12 protein-coding genes are annotated in these 15,959 nt (G+C 70.2%); 5 read left to right on the top strand and 7 right to left on the bottom strand.

Annotated features, from left to right (window positions below; translation table 11 throughout):
- The first annotated feature begins 40 nt into the window (after nucleotides 1-40).
- Nucleotides 41-967, top strand: a complete 927-nt coding sequence (locus tag J5X75_RS38960) for a LysR family transcriptional regulator (RefSeq protein WP_238490740.1) — start codon at nucleotides 41-43, stop codon at nucleotides 965-967.
- Between the two features lie 518 nt (nucleotides 968-1,485).
- On the opposite strand, the gene J5X75_RS38955 is transcribed toward J5X75_RS38960, so the two are convergent.
- The 3 genes from J5X75_RS38955 to J5X75_RS38945 form a co-directional block, all read right to left on the bottom strand.
- Nucleotides 1,486-2,217 carry an endonuclease/exonuclease/phosphatase family protein gene (locus J5X75_RS38955; protein ID WP_208472742.1) on the bottom strand — a complete coding sequence of 244 codons (732 nt, stop codon included), beginning with the start codon at nucleotides 2,215-2,217 and terminating at the stop codon, nucleotides 1,486-1,488.
- Between the two features lie 21 nt (nucleotides 2,218-2,238).
- Nucleotides 2,239-2,913: a response regulator gene (locus tag J5X75_RS38950; RefSeq protein WP_208472741.1), complete on the bottom strand. Its 675-nt coding sequence runs from the start codon at nucleotides 2,911-2,913 to the stop codon at nucleotides 2,239-2,241.
- Between the two features lie 441 nt (nucleotides 2,914-3,354).
- Complete coding sequence (locus J5X75_RS38945) at nucleotides 3,355-4,524, bottom strand: sensor histidine kinase (RefSeq protein ID WP_238490750.1); 1,170 nt, start codon at nucleotides 4,522-4,524, stop codon at nucleotides 3,355-3,357.
- A 140-nt stretch (nucleotides 4,525-4,664) separates the two neighbouring features.
- Here J5X75_RS38945 and J5X75_RS38940 point away from each other — a divergent pair, with 140 nt between their 5' ends.
- Entirely contained in the window at nucleotides 4,665-6,770 is a 2,106-nt protein-coding gene (locus tag J5X75_RS38940; protein WP_208472739.1) for an MMPL family transporter, read from the top strand.
- Nucleotides 6,771-7,180: 410 nt separating this feature from the next.
- Here the strand turns inward: J5X75_RS38940 and J5X75_RS38935 are convergent, their stop codons facing one another.
- A complete protein-coding gene (locus tag J5X75_RS38935; RefSeq protein WP_208472738.1) occupies nucleotides 7,181-8,149 on the bottom strand; it encodes a DUF5937 family protein in 969 nt (322 codons plus the stop codon).
- A gap of 67 nt (nucleotides 8,150-8,216) precedes the next feature.
- Between J5X75_RS38935 and J5X75_RS38930 the strand changes: the two genes are divergently transcribed.
- Nucleotides 8,217-9,416, top strand: coding sequence for an MFS transporter (locus J5X75_RS38930; protein ID WP_208472737.1), 1,200 nt, complete (start codon nucleotides 8,217-8,219; stop codon nucleotides 9,414-9,416).
- A gap of 304 nt (nucleotides 9,417-9,720) precedes the next feature.
- On the opposite strand, the gene J5X75_RS38925 is transcribed toward J5X75_RS38930, so the two are convergent.
- The 3 genes from J5X75_RS38925 to J5X75_RS38915 all read right to left on the bottom strand — a co-directional run bounded on the left by J5X75_RS38925 (nucleotide 9,721) and on the right by J5X75_RS38915 (nucleotide 12,945).
- Complete coding sequence (locus J5X75_RS38925; RefSeq protein WP_208472736.1) at nucleotides 9,721-10,005, bottom strand: hypothetical protein; 285 nt, start codon at nucleotides 10,003-10,005, stop codon at nucleotides 9,721-9,723.
- A 124-nt stretch (nucleotides 10,006-10,129) separates the two neighbouring features.
- The gene (locus J5X75_RS38920; protein WP_208472735.1) at nucleotides 10,130-10,711 is read right to left on the bottom strand and encodes a hypothetical protein; all 582 of its coding nucleotides are present in this window, start codon (nucleotides 10,709-10,711) and stop codon (nucleotides 10,130-10,132) included.
- A 59-nt stretch (nucleotides 10,712-10,770) separates the two neighbouring features.
- Nucleotides 10,771-12,945, bottom strand: coding sequence for a hypothetical protein (locus J5X75_RS38915; RefSeq protein ID WP_208472734.1), 2,175 nt, complete (start codon nucleotides 12,943-12,945; stop codon nucleotides 10,771-10,773).
- 371 nt (nucleotides 12,946-13,316) lie between these two features.
- On the opposite strand from J5X75_RS38915, the gene J5X75_RS38910 reads away from it, so the two are divergent.
- Together J5X75_RS38910 and J5X75_RS38905 are read left to right on the top strand one after the other, a co-directional pair.
- Nucleotides 13,317-13,961 carry an alpha/beta fold hydrolase gene (locus J5X75_RS38910; protein WP_208472733.1) on the top strand — a complete coding sequence of 215 codons (645 nt, stop codon included), beginning with the start codon at nucleotides 13,317-13,319 and terminating at the stop codon, nucleotides 13,959-13,961.
- 480 nt (nucleotides 13,962-14,441) lie between these two features.
- Nucleotides 14,442-15,203, top strand: a complete 762-nt coding sequence (locus J5X75_RS38905) for a FadR/GntR family transcriptional regulator (RefSeq protein WP_208472732.1) — start codon at nucleotides 14,442-14,444, stop codon at nucleotides 15,201-15,203.
- The last annotated feature ends 756 nt before the right edge of the window (nucleotides 15,204-15,959 follow it).

The following is a 15,959-nucleotide window of genomic DNA, read 5'->3' as shown; positions in this document are numbered from 1 at the left end:
TGGCTGTGTACGATTCTGGCTTGTGGCATTGAGCGCGCGGATGCCGGACCTCGCATCACTGGAACTGCTGCTGGTGATCGCGCGTACGGGGAGCCTGAGCGCCGCCGGACGTGAGCTCGGCCTCACCCAGCAGGCCGTCTCCGCTCGTCTGGCCGGGTTGGAGGCCCGCACCGGGATCCGCCTCGCCGTCCGCACCACCCGCGGCGCCGTCCTCACCCCGGCCGGCACCGTTCTGGCCGGCTGGGCCGACCGGCTGCTCCAGGCCGCCCACGAGGTCGACACCGGCATCGCGTCGTTGCGCGCCGACGCCCAGGGCCGGATGCGGATCGCGGCCAGCCTGACCATCGCCGAGCAACTGCTTCCGGGCTGGCTCGTCACGCTGCGAGCGCAGGCCCGTCGCCAGGGAAAGGAGCCGATCGAGGTGGTGCTCCAGGCCACCAACAGCGACACCGTCGTCGATCAGGTCCGGACCGGTGACGCCGACCTCGGCTTCATCGAGGGCTCCGGCACGCCGCGCGGGCTGCGCAGCCGGGTCGTCGCCCACGACGAGCTGGTCCTCGTCGTCCTGCCCGATCACCGCTGGGCGCGCCGCAGCTCCGGGGTCACCGCCGAGGAACTCAACGACACGCCCCTGGTCACCCGTGAGGCGGGCTCCGGGACCCGCGAATTCCTGGCGACCGCACTGCGGAGCCGCCTGGGCGCCGGCACCCGCCAGTCGAAACCGGCGCTCGAACTGTCCACCACCGCATCGGTGCGCGCCGCCGTCCTCGCCGGCGCCGGCCCCGCCGTCCTGAGCCGGCTGGCCGTCACCGACGACCTGCGCGGCGAACGGCTGCGCCACGTCGCCGTCATCGACCTCGATCTGCGCCGCGAGCTGCGCGCGATCTGGGACGGGCCACGAACGCCGCCGGCCGGAGCCGTCCGGGCCTTTCTGGCCCATCTCGGCGCCCGGACCGCACCGCGGTGACCCGGGCAGCGCATCGCCGGGCCCTCGACGGTCACTCCGCCGGCATCAGGATGGTGGTCAGCATCCGGCGGGTGCGGCCCTCGGGTGGCAGCGCCATGCGCCGGGCGAACACCCCGGCCAGTTCGGTGATCCGACGTCACCCACCTGCTGCGTACCCAGCACGGCCCGCCGTCGCTTCGCGCGTACAAGGAAGAGGTCCGCCGCCCGGTCGAGCCCGCCGTCCTCGACCGCGCCACCGACTGGCTGACCAGCCAGGTCCCAGCCGACGACCACAGCGCGGCTACCGATTCCCCGGAATCAGCCATGGCGCACCCGCATGCCCACTGAATCCGTTCCCGGACCTTCCCGTACGGATGATCACTGGGATACATAGGCATAGATCAACTCAGCCGCCCCAGCCGGGGCCGTCTTCGATTTCCCAGGTGTCCGAGCGTTCGAACCCGTAGCCCAACCGGTCGGCGAACACCCACCGCTCCCGCGACGATGCCCTGACTGGTGCGAATGATCGAACGGCGGGCTCAGCCGGTCGGGTGGAGGGCGAGGTCGACCTCGACTCCGTAGTGGTCGGAGAGGTAGGCCCGCCGCCCGTCGGCGAGAGTGACCTCGTCCTGGAGGACCAGGCGGGCGGCCCCGGTCATCGGAGGGCGCACCAGGATGTGATCGAAGGCGGGCGGGTTCGGCCACCCGGGCGTCGGCCGATACGTCGGCCGGGTGTCACCAGCCAGCACATCCCGGAGCCCGGTCTCCTCCAGGAACTCCCGCAGCACGACGGAGTCACGCGGCACGTTGAGGTCACCCATCACCACGACCGGCACCGCCGGGTCGACCGTCGCCGCCTGCTCGGCCAGCACCCCGAGTTCCGTCCGCGCGATATCCGTGTACCGGTTCTCCGCCGACCAGTCATCGTCCCGGTTGGCCGAGAGATGAGTGTTGATCACGACTACTTCGCCGTCACCGGTATCGACGGTCACGACCAGTGCACCCTTGCGCATCAGGTACTCCGGCCGGGCCGGCGCCGTCAACGGGAACCGGACGAACCGTGACCGCGTCACCGGCCACCGAGACAGCACCACCAGGCCACCCTTGAGCAGAACCGTCCCGGCCGAGACCCGATGCGGATACCGCGGGATCAGATGCCGGTACATGACCTCCTGCAGGCAGACGACGTCGTACCGGGACTTTTCAAGGATCTCGCCGAGAACCCGTAGCCGTGGCCGGACATCCCCTTTGAACAGTGCGTTCAACGTCAACAGTCGCAGTGTGATCTCACCTCATCGAGCGTTCTCCCCGGGTCGGACCATACCGGTCTCGTAGGCGAGAATCACCGCCTGCACCCGGTCGCGAAGCTTGAGTTTGGGCAGGATCCGCTTCATGTGGGTCTTCACCGTCGACTCCTCGACGAACAGCTCCGCCGCGATCTCCGCATTCGACAGCCCCCGCGCCACCAGCGTCAACACATCCCGCTCCCGGGCGGTCAGAACTCTCAGCCGCCGAGCTGTCTCCGGATCCGGCGGTGTGGCCGTCGTCATCCGGTCGATGACCGTTCGCGTAACCGACGGCGACAGCAGCGACTCCCCGGCCGCGACCGTGTGAATGGCTTCGATCAGCTGTTCCGGCCGGGTCCGCTTGAGCAGAAACCCGGACGCTCCCGCATTGAGCGCCCCGAACACGTAGTCATCGTCCTCGAACGTGGTCAGGATCAACACCCGAACCTCAGGTGCGACGGCACTCAGATCCCGGGTGGCCGCGATTCCGTCCTGCTGCGGCATCCGCACGTCCATCAGCACCACGTCCGGCAGAAGCGCCCGAGCCCGCGCCACCGCCTCCCGCCCGTCGAAGGCCTCACCGACCACCGAGATCCGGTCGTCGCTGGAGAGAACGGCCCGCAGCCCGGCCCGCATCAGGTCATCGTCATCAGCGATGAGCACCCGAAGGACCTCGCTCACCCGTCCACCCCCGTCCCGTCACCTATCGCCCTCACACCGCCGCTTAGCGGTCGTTCCCGCCTCACACCGGTTCGCGCTCGCTGTCGCCTTGCACCCGCTTGGCGGTCGGTCTCGTCTCCCGACGTTTCGTGCTCGCTGTCGTCTTGCACCCGTTTGGCGGTCGTTCTCGTCTCGCGCCGGCCTGGCGGTCGTTTTCGCCTTGCACCGTTTCGGGGAGATCAGTCAACCTCGCGAACTTAGCTCTCTAATGCCCGGTCTGCTACCGCCCCGATTCGGACCGCCGGTTCGCTGCCCGCGCGGTGGCTCTGTTGTTCCACAGCCTGGTCGCTGCGTTCCGGTTCTCACACTTACCCGGCTCGCTGTCGTCTGATTTGCCGACCACCCGGTCTCCCGCGCCCCGAGGCCTCACTCTGCGCGGCTGACCGCATCATCACTTTCGCGCTATATGGCGGCCTCCGTGGCCGCGATCGGAAGGCGGGCGTGCAACCGGAACAGATCTGGTCCGCTCGTGTCCGCCTCCAGAGTGCCGTCCAGCAGAGCGACCCGTTCACGCATCCCTACGATGCCCATCCCGCCGCCTGGCTGTGGGACCGATCCGACCGGGTTGCTCACCTCGATCTCCACCTCCGAACTCCCGTAGGCCATCCGAACATCGGCGGTCCCGGAACCGTGCCGCGCCGCATTCGTCAGCGCCTCCTGCAGGATCCGATAGGCCGCCCATGCCACCCCACTCGGCAGGCCCCGCGGTGCCCCGTCGAACGTGGTCGACACCCGCAACCCACCGGCGCGGTGCCGATCGACCAACTGCTCCAGCGCCGCCGTGTCGGCGGGCGCGGGATCGACCGGCCCCGACTCCTCCCGCAACGCCCGGACCAGCCGGTCGATGTCGGTGATGGTGCTCTGCGCGACCTCTTCAATGGTTTCGATGGCCTGCCGTGATCGCTGCGGATCGCGCTCGTGCAGCAGCCGCGCCGCACCCGCCTGCACCAGGATCACGTTGATCGCATGCCCGGCCGAGTCGTGCAGCTCCCGGGCGATCCGGGTGCGTTCCTGGGCCGCGGCGAGCCGCCGCTGCGCAGCGATGTCCAGCTCGCGCAGCCGCGCATGCTCCTCCAACTCGGCAATCCGCTCCTGCCGGAGCCGGTTGCGGTCGCCGGCGACCCACACCAGCAGGAACATCGTGATCCATGCGGCGAAACCGGGAGCGATCGACAGCATGGACCGGGCCTGATGGTTGACGGCCATCAGCGCGATCGACAGCGCTGGGAACAGCATGACCCCGGCCCATGCCGCATACCGAGGGCCGCGGCTCGCCCCTCCGAACGTCTCGGCCATCGCATAGGTCGCGATAAGAGCGCCCGGGGGAACGTCCAGCGGATAGTCGAGGACGAGCAGGCCCAGAGAGGCCACCGCCGTGATCGCGTAGACCGCGGCCGGAGCCCGGCGAGCGAAGATCAGAGGCAACGTCGACGCGAGTGTCAGCGTCACCCCCAACACATCCAGCTGCCGGTAGGCGCTCTCCTGGGAGCCGAGACCGCCCTGCTGGAGCATCACCAGCGTGAACACGGCGGCGAACAACGCCACCATGCTGTCGACCAACCACCGCCTCATCGTCACGCGACCAGCGTACGGCGGCCCTACCGCCCGGCGGATCCTTCACGAGAGGCATGCCTCGTACCTCTCAAGGGGTACAAGGCATGCCCTCTCCGGAGCGATTCGGCTGAGTGTTCATCGCTCCTACCGTCTGCCGCATGACTTCGGTATCGGTGCACAGAGCCAGCGTCTTCGAGCGGCTGGCCGGATGGTCCTATCGGCATCGCTGGCCTGCGCTGCTGCTCTGGGTGCTGGTTCTGGCCGGCGTCACGGCCGGCGCGGGCATCGCCGGCGACGACTACCACAACGACTTCAGCCTGCCCGGGGCACCATCGCAGCAGGCGCAGGACGTGCTGGCCGACCGGGCGCCGACCCGGGCCGGCGCCACCCTGGAAATTGTCGTCCAGGATCCGGCGGGAGCGGAGCGGCCAGCCACCCGGGCCGCCGTCGACGACATGCTGGCCCGGATCCGGAGCCTGCCGCACGTCGCCGACGCGGCGAAGCCGGAGGCGGTCTCCGCGGACGGCACGATCACCTATGCGACGGTTGCCCTCGACGTCACGGCCGAGGCGATGCCGGCCGAGGCTTCTCGGAAGATCATCGAAGCGGCTCAGGTTCCCGGTCTCACCGTCGAGGTGGGTGGAGAGGCGGCCCGCGCCGCCGAAGAAGCCGAGGGCGGTGCCGCGGAGGGTGCCGGCATGCTGGCCGCGCTCATCATCCTGGTGTTCCTGTTCGGCTCGCTGCTGGCCGCCAGCCTCCCGATCGTGATCGCGGTCTTCGCCGTCGGCTCGGCGATCGGCCTGGTCACGCTCGCCTCGCATGTGGCCACGGTCGCCGACTTCACGGCCCCGCTGCTGATTCTGGTTGGCCTCGGCGTCGGCATCGACTACGCGCTACTGGTCTTCTCACGCTTCCGCAGTGAGCTGACCGCCGGAGCGGACCGGGAGACCGCGGTGCGCACCGCCCTCGACACGGCCGGCCGGACTGTCTTCTTCGCCGGCACCACGGTGATCCTCGCCCTCCTCGGCCTCGTGTCGCTCGGGATCGGCGCGCTCCAGGGCGTCGCCGTCGCCCTTGCCGTCACGGTGCTGGTCACCATGCTGGCCGCGCTGACGCTGCTGCCGGCCCTGCTTGGCCTCTTCGGCGCACGGCTGGAGCGCACGCTGCGAAAACGGCGCCGACCGGAAGGGCGGATCTGGCGACACTGGAGCGACGCCGTCGGCCGTCGCCCCTGGCCGATCGCGATCGTCACGCTGGGCGTTCTGCTGGTGTTGTCCGCGCCCGTGCTGGACATGCGGCTCGGCTTCGCCGACGCGGGCAGCGACGCCGCGAGCAAGACCAGCACCAAGGCGTATGAGCTGCTCGCCACCGGGTTCGGTCCAGGGTTCAACGGTCCGCTCGTGATCGTGGTCGACGCAGCCGGCCATCCGGCCGAGGCCGCGGCACACGCGGTCCAGCGTGCGGTGACCACCACGCCAGGGATCGCGGCCACTCTGCCACCGATTCCCGCTCCCGGCGGTGACGTGGCCACGGTGATCGCCTACCCGGCGTCCGCTCCACAGGACGAGGCCACCGGTGAGCTGGTCGGCACACTACGCGACGACGTGCTTCCGGCGGTCGCGCGGGAGAGTGGGGCGACCGTCCTGGTCGGCGGCCCCACCGCCGCGGTCATCGACTTCTCCGACGCGGTCGCTGCCCGGCTGCCCCTGTTCGTGGCCGTGGTGGTGGGCCTGTCCGCTCTGCTCCTGCTGGTGGTGTTCCGGTCACTGCTGATCCCGCTCAAGGCCGCCGTGCTGAACCTGCTCAGCGTCGGTGCCGCGCTCGGCGTCGTCATCCTGGTGTTCCAGGAGGGCGCCTTCGGTATCCCGCCAGGCCCGATCGAGGCGTATGTCCCAGTCATGATCTTCGCGATCATTTTCGGCCTGTCCATGGACTACGAGGTGTTCCTGCTGGCCCGCATGCACGAGGAGTGGGAACGCACCCGCGACGCCGCCGGTGCGGTCCGGGAAGGCCTGGCCACCACCGGCCGGGTGGTGACCGCCGCGGCAGCCATCATGATCGTCGTCTTCGGCGCCTTCCTCATGTCCCCCGACCGAATGCTCCAGCAGTTCGGCCTGGGCTTGGCAGTCGCCGTCCTAGTTGACGCCGTGATCATTCGCTGCCTCCTCCTGCCCGCGCTCATGCACCTGTTCGGCCCCCGCGCTTGGTGGCTTCCGAGCCCGCTGGCCCACCGCCTACCCCGCCTGGCGCTGGAATACCGATGAAATGCTGCGCCAGCGTGGACCCGACGCCTGCCCGGCGCCCGGGCAGGCGGGGATATCAGCTGCAAGACCGCGCAAGCGGCGGGATCGCAAGGTGTCTGGCGCCGCGCGGGGTGCGGATGTCGTCTGGATGGCCATGCCAGCGGTGGGCTGTCCGGGGCTGGGCAGTGGTTCGGCCGGGCGGGTGTGCCAGCGGTGGGCTGTCCGGGGCTGGGCAGCGGTTCGGCTGAGCGGCTGTGCCAGCGGTGGGTTTGTTCGGTGCCCACGGCTGGGCAGCGGTTTGGCTGAGAGGTTGCCCTAGCGGTGGGCTCACACGGTGCCTGGTGCCAGAGCGGGGCGCTGACGTCGGCACGGAGGCTGCGCCAGCGGATGCTGCAGTGTCGCAGGCCCGGGCGCCCTGGTGGAACGCGATGTCACCGCACCAGGGCGTCACCCCGGGACGTTCGTCGATAGAGCACGGATCGACCCGCCCGGGCCTTCTCCACCACACCGGCACGAAGGAGTACGCCGAGATGATCGCCCACCGCACCGACCGCCATACCCAGGGCGCGGGCCAGCTGACTCGTGCTCGCCGGATCGGCCAGCATCATCAGGATCAGGGCGCGGGAGCGTCCGATCAGCGCGGCCAGATGCTCCGGCGCCTCGGGTGGACCCTGTTCGAGCAGGGTCGCCACACCCCGTACCGGATAGACGATGGCCTTCGGCCACGGCTCGTCGGCGAAGACGGCGAACTCCGGCCAGATGAACACCGACGGCACCAGCAACAGGCCCGCGCCGTCCAGCATCGTTGCGCGGCCGCCCCGGCCGATCAGGTCGATTCCGCCGTCCCGCCAGCGCAACTTCGGATGGAGGCCGGACAGGGCCGCCTCCCAGCCGGCGCGGCTCAGTTCGCCGGATCGGTGGACGACGTCGCGTTCGCAGAGCAGGCGCAATTTCGGCCAATCCTCGGCGAGCAGGACAGACCAGGCGGCGGCCAGGAAGACGGCCAGCCGGTCCAGGACGTCTGGAGCGGTCAGCACCGCACGGGCGGCCGCCGATGACGACGACCGTGCCAGGTAGTAGTCGATCTCCTCCCGCACGAGCGCGGGCGGTGCGGCTCGCAATGCCGCGAGGTCGTCCTCGATGCTCTGTCCGATCCGCTGCGGTGGGGGACAGATGAACGTCGCTCCTGACTTGTCCAGATGCAGCGCGTGAATGGCGTCGAGCACCGGATCGGCCGTCAACGGCTCGAACAGGGGGCGCAACCGGGCCAGCCACGACGCCGGAACACCCCGCCCATGCGGACCGGCCACCGCGCGGATCAGGTTGATCAGATCGAACACCGGCGACAGCGCGAACCGTGTCCGCAACAGGTCCTCGGTGCCGACGACGAACCGCAACACCCCCACGACCTTACGCCAGACGACGAAACATTGGTCCGCCATGGTGCCCGAGCCGCAAGCTCACGGCATGACCGTCACCGATCGCCCGGCCACCTATCGCGAGGTGTTCGCGGAACCCACGTTCCGCACGCTGTTCGTGGCCCGTACCCTCGCCATCAGCGCGAATTCCCTCCAGATCTTCGCGCTGTCGGTGCTGGTCTACGCGAGCACCGGCTCCCCGTTGCTCAGCGCGCTCGCCTTCGGCGCCGGGTTCCTGCCGCAGTTCGCGGGCGGCCTGCTGCTCGGCTCACTCACCGACCGGCTCCCGGCCCGTCCGCTGATCGTCGCCGGTTACGCCGTGGAGGCCGCGCTGGCCGCCACCCTGTGCCTGGCCGGCCTGCCGGTCGTGGTCAACCTGCTGCTCGTGGCTGCGGTCGCCTGCTTCACCCCGGTCTTCTCCGGCGCCGCGTCGAAGGTGATCGCCGAACGTCTCACCGGCGACGCGTACGTCCTGGGCCGCTCGTTGACCAGCATGTCCTCCTCCGCCGCGCAACTTCTCGGCCTGGCCGGCGGCGGCGTCGCGGTGGCGACGCTCGGCGCCCGCCCGGCCCTGCTCGTCGCCGCCGTCTGTCACCTGCTCGCCGCGGCCGCCGTCCGCATCGGACTGCCCGCCGACCGCGGCGACGCCGGCTCCAAGACCGGGGGAGCGGTCCGCGACAGCTGGACGGGTGCGATCTCCATGCTCACCAACCGCACCATCCGGCGCCTGCTGCTCGCCCAATGGTTGCCGTCCGCGTTCGTCGCCGGCTCCGAAGCCCTGCTCGTCGCCTACGCCGCCCGGCGTGGCTTCGCTCCCGGTGCCGGCGCGATCCTGATGGCGGCCCCCGCGGTCGGCATGCTCATCGGCAATTTCGCCGTCGGCCGCCTGCTGCGCCCGAGCGTCCGTGAACGTCTCTCCGCCCCGTTGATCATCCTGCTCGGCACCCCGTTGATCACCCTGCTGGCGCCGCTGCCGCTTCCCCTGGTGGCCGCGGTCCTGACACTCGCCGGAACCGGCTTCGCCTACGGCCTCGGTCTACAGCGCGAGTTTCTGGAAGCGGCCCCCGCCGACCGGCTCGGCCAGCTGTTCGCCCTGCTCTCCACCGGTCTGATGGCACTGCAAGGCGTAGGCCCGCTCGTCTTCGGTGCGCTCGCCGAACTGACCGCACCGGCGACCGCTATCGCGGCCGCGGGCATAGCCACGTCGCTGGTCGCCGTCCCCGTCCACCTCCGCCGCCGCGTCGGCTAAAACCCATTCGCTGGTACGAAGTCCGCCGCCGCTGTCACCGAAGTCGCCCGACTGGATCCGGGGACTGTCCGGACAGCGGCTGATCTTGTCCAGCCGGTTCCCAGCGCTGAGTCGGCGCCGTTGGGCCAGCACTGAGCGCCGGCCGGAGTGGCCGCCCGGTGGCCCGGGTTGGTTGGGGCCCATGCCGGCCCGAGTAGGCGACCAGGGCACATCCGACCGGCAATCTGCGGCAGGACCCGACAGTGAGCCGCCCCACCGGGCCTCACCCTGCTCAGGTGACGACCCGCGGGCGAGACTCGACCGCTCAGGCGACGAGGGCCCAGCGCTGCTGTGGGCGCTCCGGACGTGGCCGGCGTGCCGGGTACAGAAGCTCGACGACGCTCAGCGCCCACCGCATCCGGGGGACGGCCAGCTCGGGGTGGTCGCCATACTCGGCGGCAACGTCGGCTGCACAACCGCGGACGCCACCGTGCGCGCGCACCGCGACGCGGATCGCCTCGTCGACGACCTCGTAGGCCGGTCGGCTTCCGGTGGCCAGAGCGGTGGTGAACAGCGCCTCCGCACGGGCGGCGGTCAAAACGGCAGTCATGGTGCTCTCCTCCTTCGCGCGACACTCTCGACCGGTAGACCCTCAAGGTAGCCGTGGGATACGACAACTTTTTGGGGTGTCCTCTTCGCAGGGGTGAACACCGCCGGACCGCCGACGGTTCACCTCACACGGTGTCGTAGGCGACCACCGGGCTCGTCGTCATCCGGTCCGGACCGGGCAGCAACGCCGGGTTCTCGCCGTCGAGCAAGCGCGTCGACATGATCGCGTCACCGATCTCCCGCAGCGAATCCGCCGAGGTGGCGAGGTGGACGACGGCGAACTTCGCGTCGCCGGGATGCCACAGCGTCAGCGTCCGGACCAAGCCGGGAAGGCCATGCAGCGCCGGGCCGATCCGTTCCGCGCCGGCCCGGCGGATGGCGGCGAGCCGGTCCGCGTTCAACGGCCCGTCGAAGTAGCCGATCCATCCGGCGGCGGCCGGCCGGCCCGACGCCGTACCGGGCCGATCGTCCTCGATCTGATAGATGTCGTCGGTCTGGATCGTCACCGGGCGTGGCCCGCGACCGGCCTGCGAGCGTTCCGAGGCCAGTTCGGCGTCCTCCCGGCTGGTCCACAGCGTGATCAGGGAGCCCTCGAGCAGGATCAGGCCCGCGTACCCCGGATGTCCGGAGATCATTTCGACAAGCTCGCGGGCGAGCTTGTCGGCGTTGTCGGGCCGGGACGCGGTGGTCTGGATTCGGGCGTACATCGTCGGTCACCTCCGGTAGTCGTTACCGATGATGTTCGGCCGGCCTCCGGTTCCGCACATCAGTGGAAGTACTGACCGCCGACGTCGGCCTCGACCTCACCCAGGGTGAGCGGGTCGGGAAGCGGATGCCGTTGCGGGATGGCCCGCAGCGCGCGCGGGAACTCGAAGAACGTGCCCGGATCGGTCGGATAACGGCGTGGCGAGACTCCGGCGAACGCGCCTTTCACGCCGGCGCGTCCCAGCAGATCGCGCCATTCGGCGGCGCTCACCGAGCCCGGCGACTCGACGCCGTGGCAGAAAAGGCCCAGATGCAGGAAATCGTACGTGTCCGCGCCGTCCAGATACCGGTGCAGCCGGTCGAGCGACGGCCGCACCGGGAACAGCGTCCAGTACGGGACACTGCCGGTGCGTAGCGTCCACCACGGGTCCATCAGCATGAACGACTCGATCAGCAGCCGGTTCGCGGGCAGCCCGCGCCGCCGGTACCAGCGACGATAGAGATCGGCGACGAGCGGACTGAGATCCTCCGGCCGGTCGTGGACCAGCCGCGCCACCCGATAGCCGCGTTCCTTCGCGAACCGTTGAACGTCGTCGCGGAGCCCCGGCTCGAATCCCCACTCGGCCTCCGGGGCCGTGCCGTCCACGGGCGGCGCCTCCCACCGCTCGGCCGGAACGCGGTAACGGCGCAGATAATCACGGACGCGTGCGCTGCCGTCGATGTACTCGTGTGGCGGTAAACCGCCGACCGCGCCGAACTGGAACACGTGCCGCTCGCCCCGTGACGAGATCGGCCATGTCTGCCCGCATTCCGCCAGCAGCACGGTTCCGCCCGGCTCCAGCACATCGGCCAGGAACTCCTCGTAGGCGCGCCCGAGCCGGGTCCGTTTCACCCGAAAATACGCGATCCGCCGTAGCGTCAGACGGTCCTGAACCGGGTCGTGCATGTGGTGGAGCACCAGGTCGGGGTTTGCGTCCAGCAGGGCGCGAGCGGTGCGATCGAAGACTTCTGCCGCGCGTCGCGGTTCGTCCGGAGTCAAACCCCTTTGGCGTACGGGTATGAGCACGGTCTGCGGCAACCACGGCACGCCGAGTGCCGCGCACAGGTGGATCATGGCCCCACCCGAGGAACCGATCACCACGACGGGGTACCGACGGCGTGGATAGGCGCCGGCGATCCTCCGGAACACGTCGTCCGCGTCGAGCGTGGCGATCTCCTGTTCCGGCCGGCCTTCCGCGCCGCTGAACATGCTGTACACGAACTGCCGCATCCCGACCGGAGCCCGTCCGAGCAGGGCGGCCGCCGGGCGCAGCAGCCGCATCCTTGGATCGCCCAGTGGCGGGGTGCCGAGCCCGTGCAGGAATCGCGCCAGCGCCACGACCATCCCGGTCGCGGAGTCGAATCCGGCGACCTCACGCGGCATCCTCATGCGCCGGTTGATGCCCCGATCCGCCGGGTACGAACCGGTGGCAACCGCTTCTCCGCCGACGATCGCTGCCGCACCAGCCGCCACGTTCAGGCACGACGTGTTCGGGAAAGCAGAGTGCGAATTCGCGCCCCTGACCAGATTGCCGGCCTTGCAAGCGAAATGGTCGGAGCGCGAAGGCGGAAGCCAGATGGTCAGGGCTGTTCTGGTCATGACGGATCCGCTCAGCCCAGCCACAAAGGCAACACCGGAGTCCGCGACGCCGACGCCGGATGCGGCAGCGCGGGGGGTTCGGATATCGGGGTCGGCTGCGGTGGTGCGGTGGTGCGGTGGTGCGGTGGTGCGGTGGTGCGGGGTCTGGGGCGTCGGGGTTGGGTGCGGTATGCCCGGGTTTGAGGCGGTGGAGCCCAGCGCGGCTGTGGCGAGGTTCGGGGCAGTAGCGCCGGGTGCGGCAGCGCCGGAGGTCGAGTTGGTGGAGTCCAGTGCGGCTGTGGCGAGGTTCGGGGCAGTAGTGCCGGGTGCGGCAGCGGCGGAGGTCGGGGTGTCCGGGTTGGTTGCGGCAGCGCCGGTGGTCAGGGTGGTGGAGTCCAGTGCGGCTGCGGCGGGGTTGGGGCGTCGAGGTTGGGTGCGGTATGCCGGGGTTTGGGGCGGTGGAGTCCAGTGCAGCTGCGGCGGGATTTGGAGCGTCGAAGTTGGGTGCGGTAGTGCCGGGGTCTGGGGCGTGGGGATGGGGTGCGGCAGCGCCGGGGGCCGGGACGGTGGAGTTTCGTTCGGTAGCGCAGGAATCTGAGTCGCCGGCGTCGGGTCCAACAGCGCCGGGATCCGCGGCGACTGAGTTGGGTGTGGCGGTGCCGGTGGTGCAGTGGTGCGTGGTGACTGAGCTGGGTGTGGCGGTGCCGGTGGTGCGGTGGTGCGTGGTGACTGAGCTGGGTGGGGCGGGTTCGGTGGTGCGGGGGTGCGCTGTGACTGAGCTGGCTTCGGTGTGCTGGGGTGCGGGGTGACTGATTTGGGTGTGGCGGGTTCGGTGGTGCTCGGGGTGCCAAGTGACTGAGCCGGGTGTGGCGGGATGGACGGTGCCGGGGGCTGGAGCGAGGGAGCCGGGTGTGGTTGGGGCGGTCGTCACGTCGTACCACCGAGGGGCTTTCGGGGTTGTGCGCAGCCGTTCCGTGGGGGTGCCGCGGGTGGGAGTCCCGGAGATCGTGCTGGTGCAGGGCCTGGCGGTGGCCGACTACCTGTTGCCCGGCCTCGCCGCATTGAGTTCCTTCACCCGTGCGCATCTGCTCGAACTGCCGGCGGAGCGCCTACCGGTCGCCGACTACGGGCGGGCGGTTGCCGACTGGCTGGCCAGAAAGGTGCGGGATCCCGTGATTCTCGCCGGGCACTCCAGCGGAACACAGGTGGCCGCCGAGGCCGCGAGCCGGGATCCGTACGTGGCCGGGCTGGTGCTGGCCGCGCCGATGACCGATCCTGCCTACCGGCGTACGGATCGTCTGTTTCGTCGCTGGTTGCTTGCGGGACGTCGAGAGGCACCGGGCGTTTTGGCCACGCAGTGGCCGGAATGGCGGCGTGCGGGCCTCCGCCACATCGCCCATCTGGTGCGCGTCCATCGGCGGCACGTCATCGAGGAGTCGTTGCGCAGGGTGACGGTGCCGATTCTGGTGCTGCGCGGTCGGCGCGACCCGATGTCCACGGCCCGGTGGGCGCGCGGCCTCGCAACCGGCGGATACATCGAGCTGTCCGGCGCGCACGACTTCGCCTGGGGCGATCCGAACGGTTGGTCGGCTCCGATGCGCGGATTCACCGAGGCCGTCACGCGACGCCTTTGACAGCGTTTCGGGGCCGCGACCGTGACGGAATGTTGCTGGTCGAGCGAAGCCGTTGACGGTCTCTGAGGATGCGGCGGGGATGTTGCTGATCGATCAGGGACGTTGAGGGCGTCTTAGATCAGCGACGGAATGTTGCGGTCGATCGCGGTGACGCCGGTGGAGCGGTGACCGTTTCGATGTGGCTGCGGCTGTTCGAGCCTGAGTGCTTGTTGTCGAAGGCGGTGGTGAGCTGTCCAAGATCGAAGTTCGATCGGTGCGGGGTGCGGGGTGCGGGGTGCGGGGTGCGGGGTGCGGGGTGCGGGGTGCGGGGTGCGGGGTGCGGGGTGCGGGGTGCGGGGTGCGGCCGCGCGCATGTTCGCGGAAGGGGCCTTGTTGCGGTTTGGCTCGGTGACGGCGGGGCGCTGGATATTGCCAAACATGCTTGAGTCAACTGGTCCAACCAGTTGACGGGTTGATGTGAGGGCGGGCACACTTCCGGGCATGACGTTCGAGCCGATCTCCCGGCAGTCCGTGTCGGATCAAGTGTTCGGGCGGCTGCGCGATGCCATCGTCAGCGGTCGCTACGCTGCCGACGAAGCGCTGCCCAGTGAGCGTGAGCTGTCCGCGACGTTCGAGGTCAACCGGCATGCGGTCCGTGAAGCGCTGCGGCGGTTGCAGCAGCTCGGGCTGGTGCGGGTGAGTCAGGGCGGGGCGACCCGGGTGCTGGACTGGCGGGCCACCGCGGGCCTCGACCTGGCGATGGCGCTCGTCGGCGCCGAGGATGTGTTGCCGGTCGCCACGCTCGGGCGGGACGTACTCGAGATGCGGGCCTGCATCGGCGCCGACGCCGCCCGGCTGTGCGCCGAGCGGGCTGCCCCCGGGGCGCGGGCGGCGATCGCCGAGGCCGTTGACCGGTATGCGGCGGTGGTCCCCGATCTGGCCAGGATGGCTGAGGCCGACCTGGCACTGTGGCGGCGGATCATCGAGGGTTCCGGGAACATCGCCTACCTGCTCGCCTTCAACAGCCTCACCGCCGGGGCGATCGCGGTCGGTCACATGCCTGCTCCCCGGCGTACCGCTGAGCTCTTGGACGTGGGCGCCCACCGTAGGTTGTCCGATCAGATCGCCTGGGGCGACGCGGCCGGCGCGCAGCGCACGGCTCGGGCGCTGCTCGCGCTGACCGCGACCGGCGAGGCCGCTGCCCATGACAGAGCCGCCACTCAGGGTGAAGCCGGCGCCCACGACGAATCCGCCGCCCCATGACAGAGCCGACGCTCAAGTAAGCCACTTCCGAACGCAGCTGAGGACATGCGAGCCCTGCCTACCCATCGAAAGCCGTGAATTCGGGGGCGTCTGGATGGCGGCGATCTTGTGTAGTCAGCCGGGCAAGATCGACCACAGTGCACAGGCACTTTAGAACGGACGCACCGGCGAATCCCGGTGACGTCACTCGCCATCGCGTGACGACGCCGCTTCCCGTGGCGTGCGCGATAGTCGCCGATCCATGACCGGCGGGGAGCAACGGACCCAGGGGCCGTGAAGTTGGGGGGCTCGTGCGGAAGCGGAGTGCGGGGCCGATGTGCCTTAGCGGAACGCGGGACCTAGGTGCGGAAGCGAAGTGCGGGACCGAAGCGCGGGGGCGAGTGCGGAAGCGGAGCGTTGGGCCGAGGTGCGGAAGCGGGGCGCGTGGCCGATGTGCGGAAGCGGGGCGCGGGGCCGAGGTGCGGAAGCGAAGTGCGAGAGCGGAGTGCGGGGCCGAGGTGCGGAGGCGAACTGCGGGGCCGAGGTGCGTGAGCGGAGTGCGGGCCGAGGTGCGTGAGCGGAGTGCGGGGCCGAGGTGCGGAGGCGAACTGCGGGGCCGAGGTGCGTGAGCGGAGTGCGGGCCGAGGTACGGAAGCGGAGCGCGGGCTGAGGTACGGAAGCGGACCGCGGGACTGAGGTGCGGGGGCGGAGTGCGGAAGTGAAGTGATGAGGCTGCGCCGCCCGGCTGGGCGGGAACGCGGCGATGACCCGGATCCG

It is taken from the genome of Actinoplanes flavus (assembly GCF_017592555.1).
Taxonomy (GTDB): domain Bacteria; phylum Actinomycetota; class Actinomycetes; order Mycobacteriales; family Micromonosporaceae; genus Actinoplanes; species Actinoplanes flavus.
This window is presented reverse-complemented; position numbering and strand designations above follow the sequence as displayed.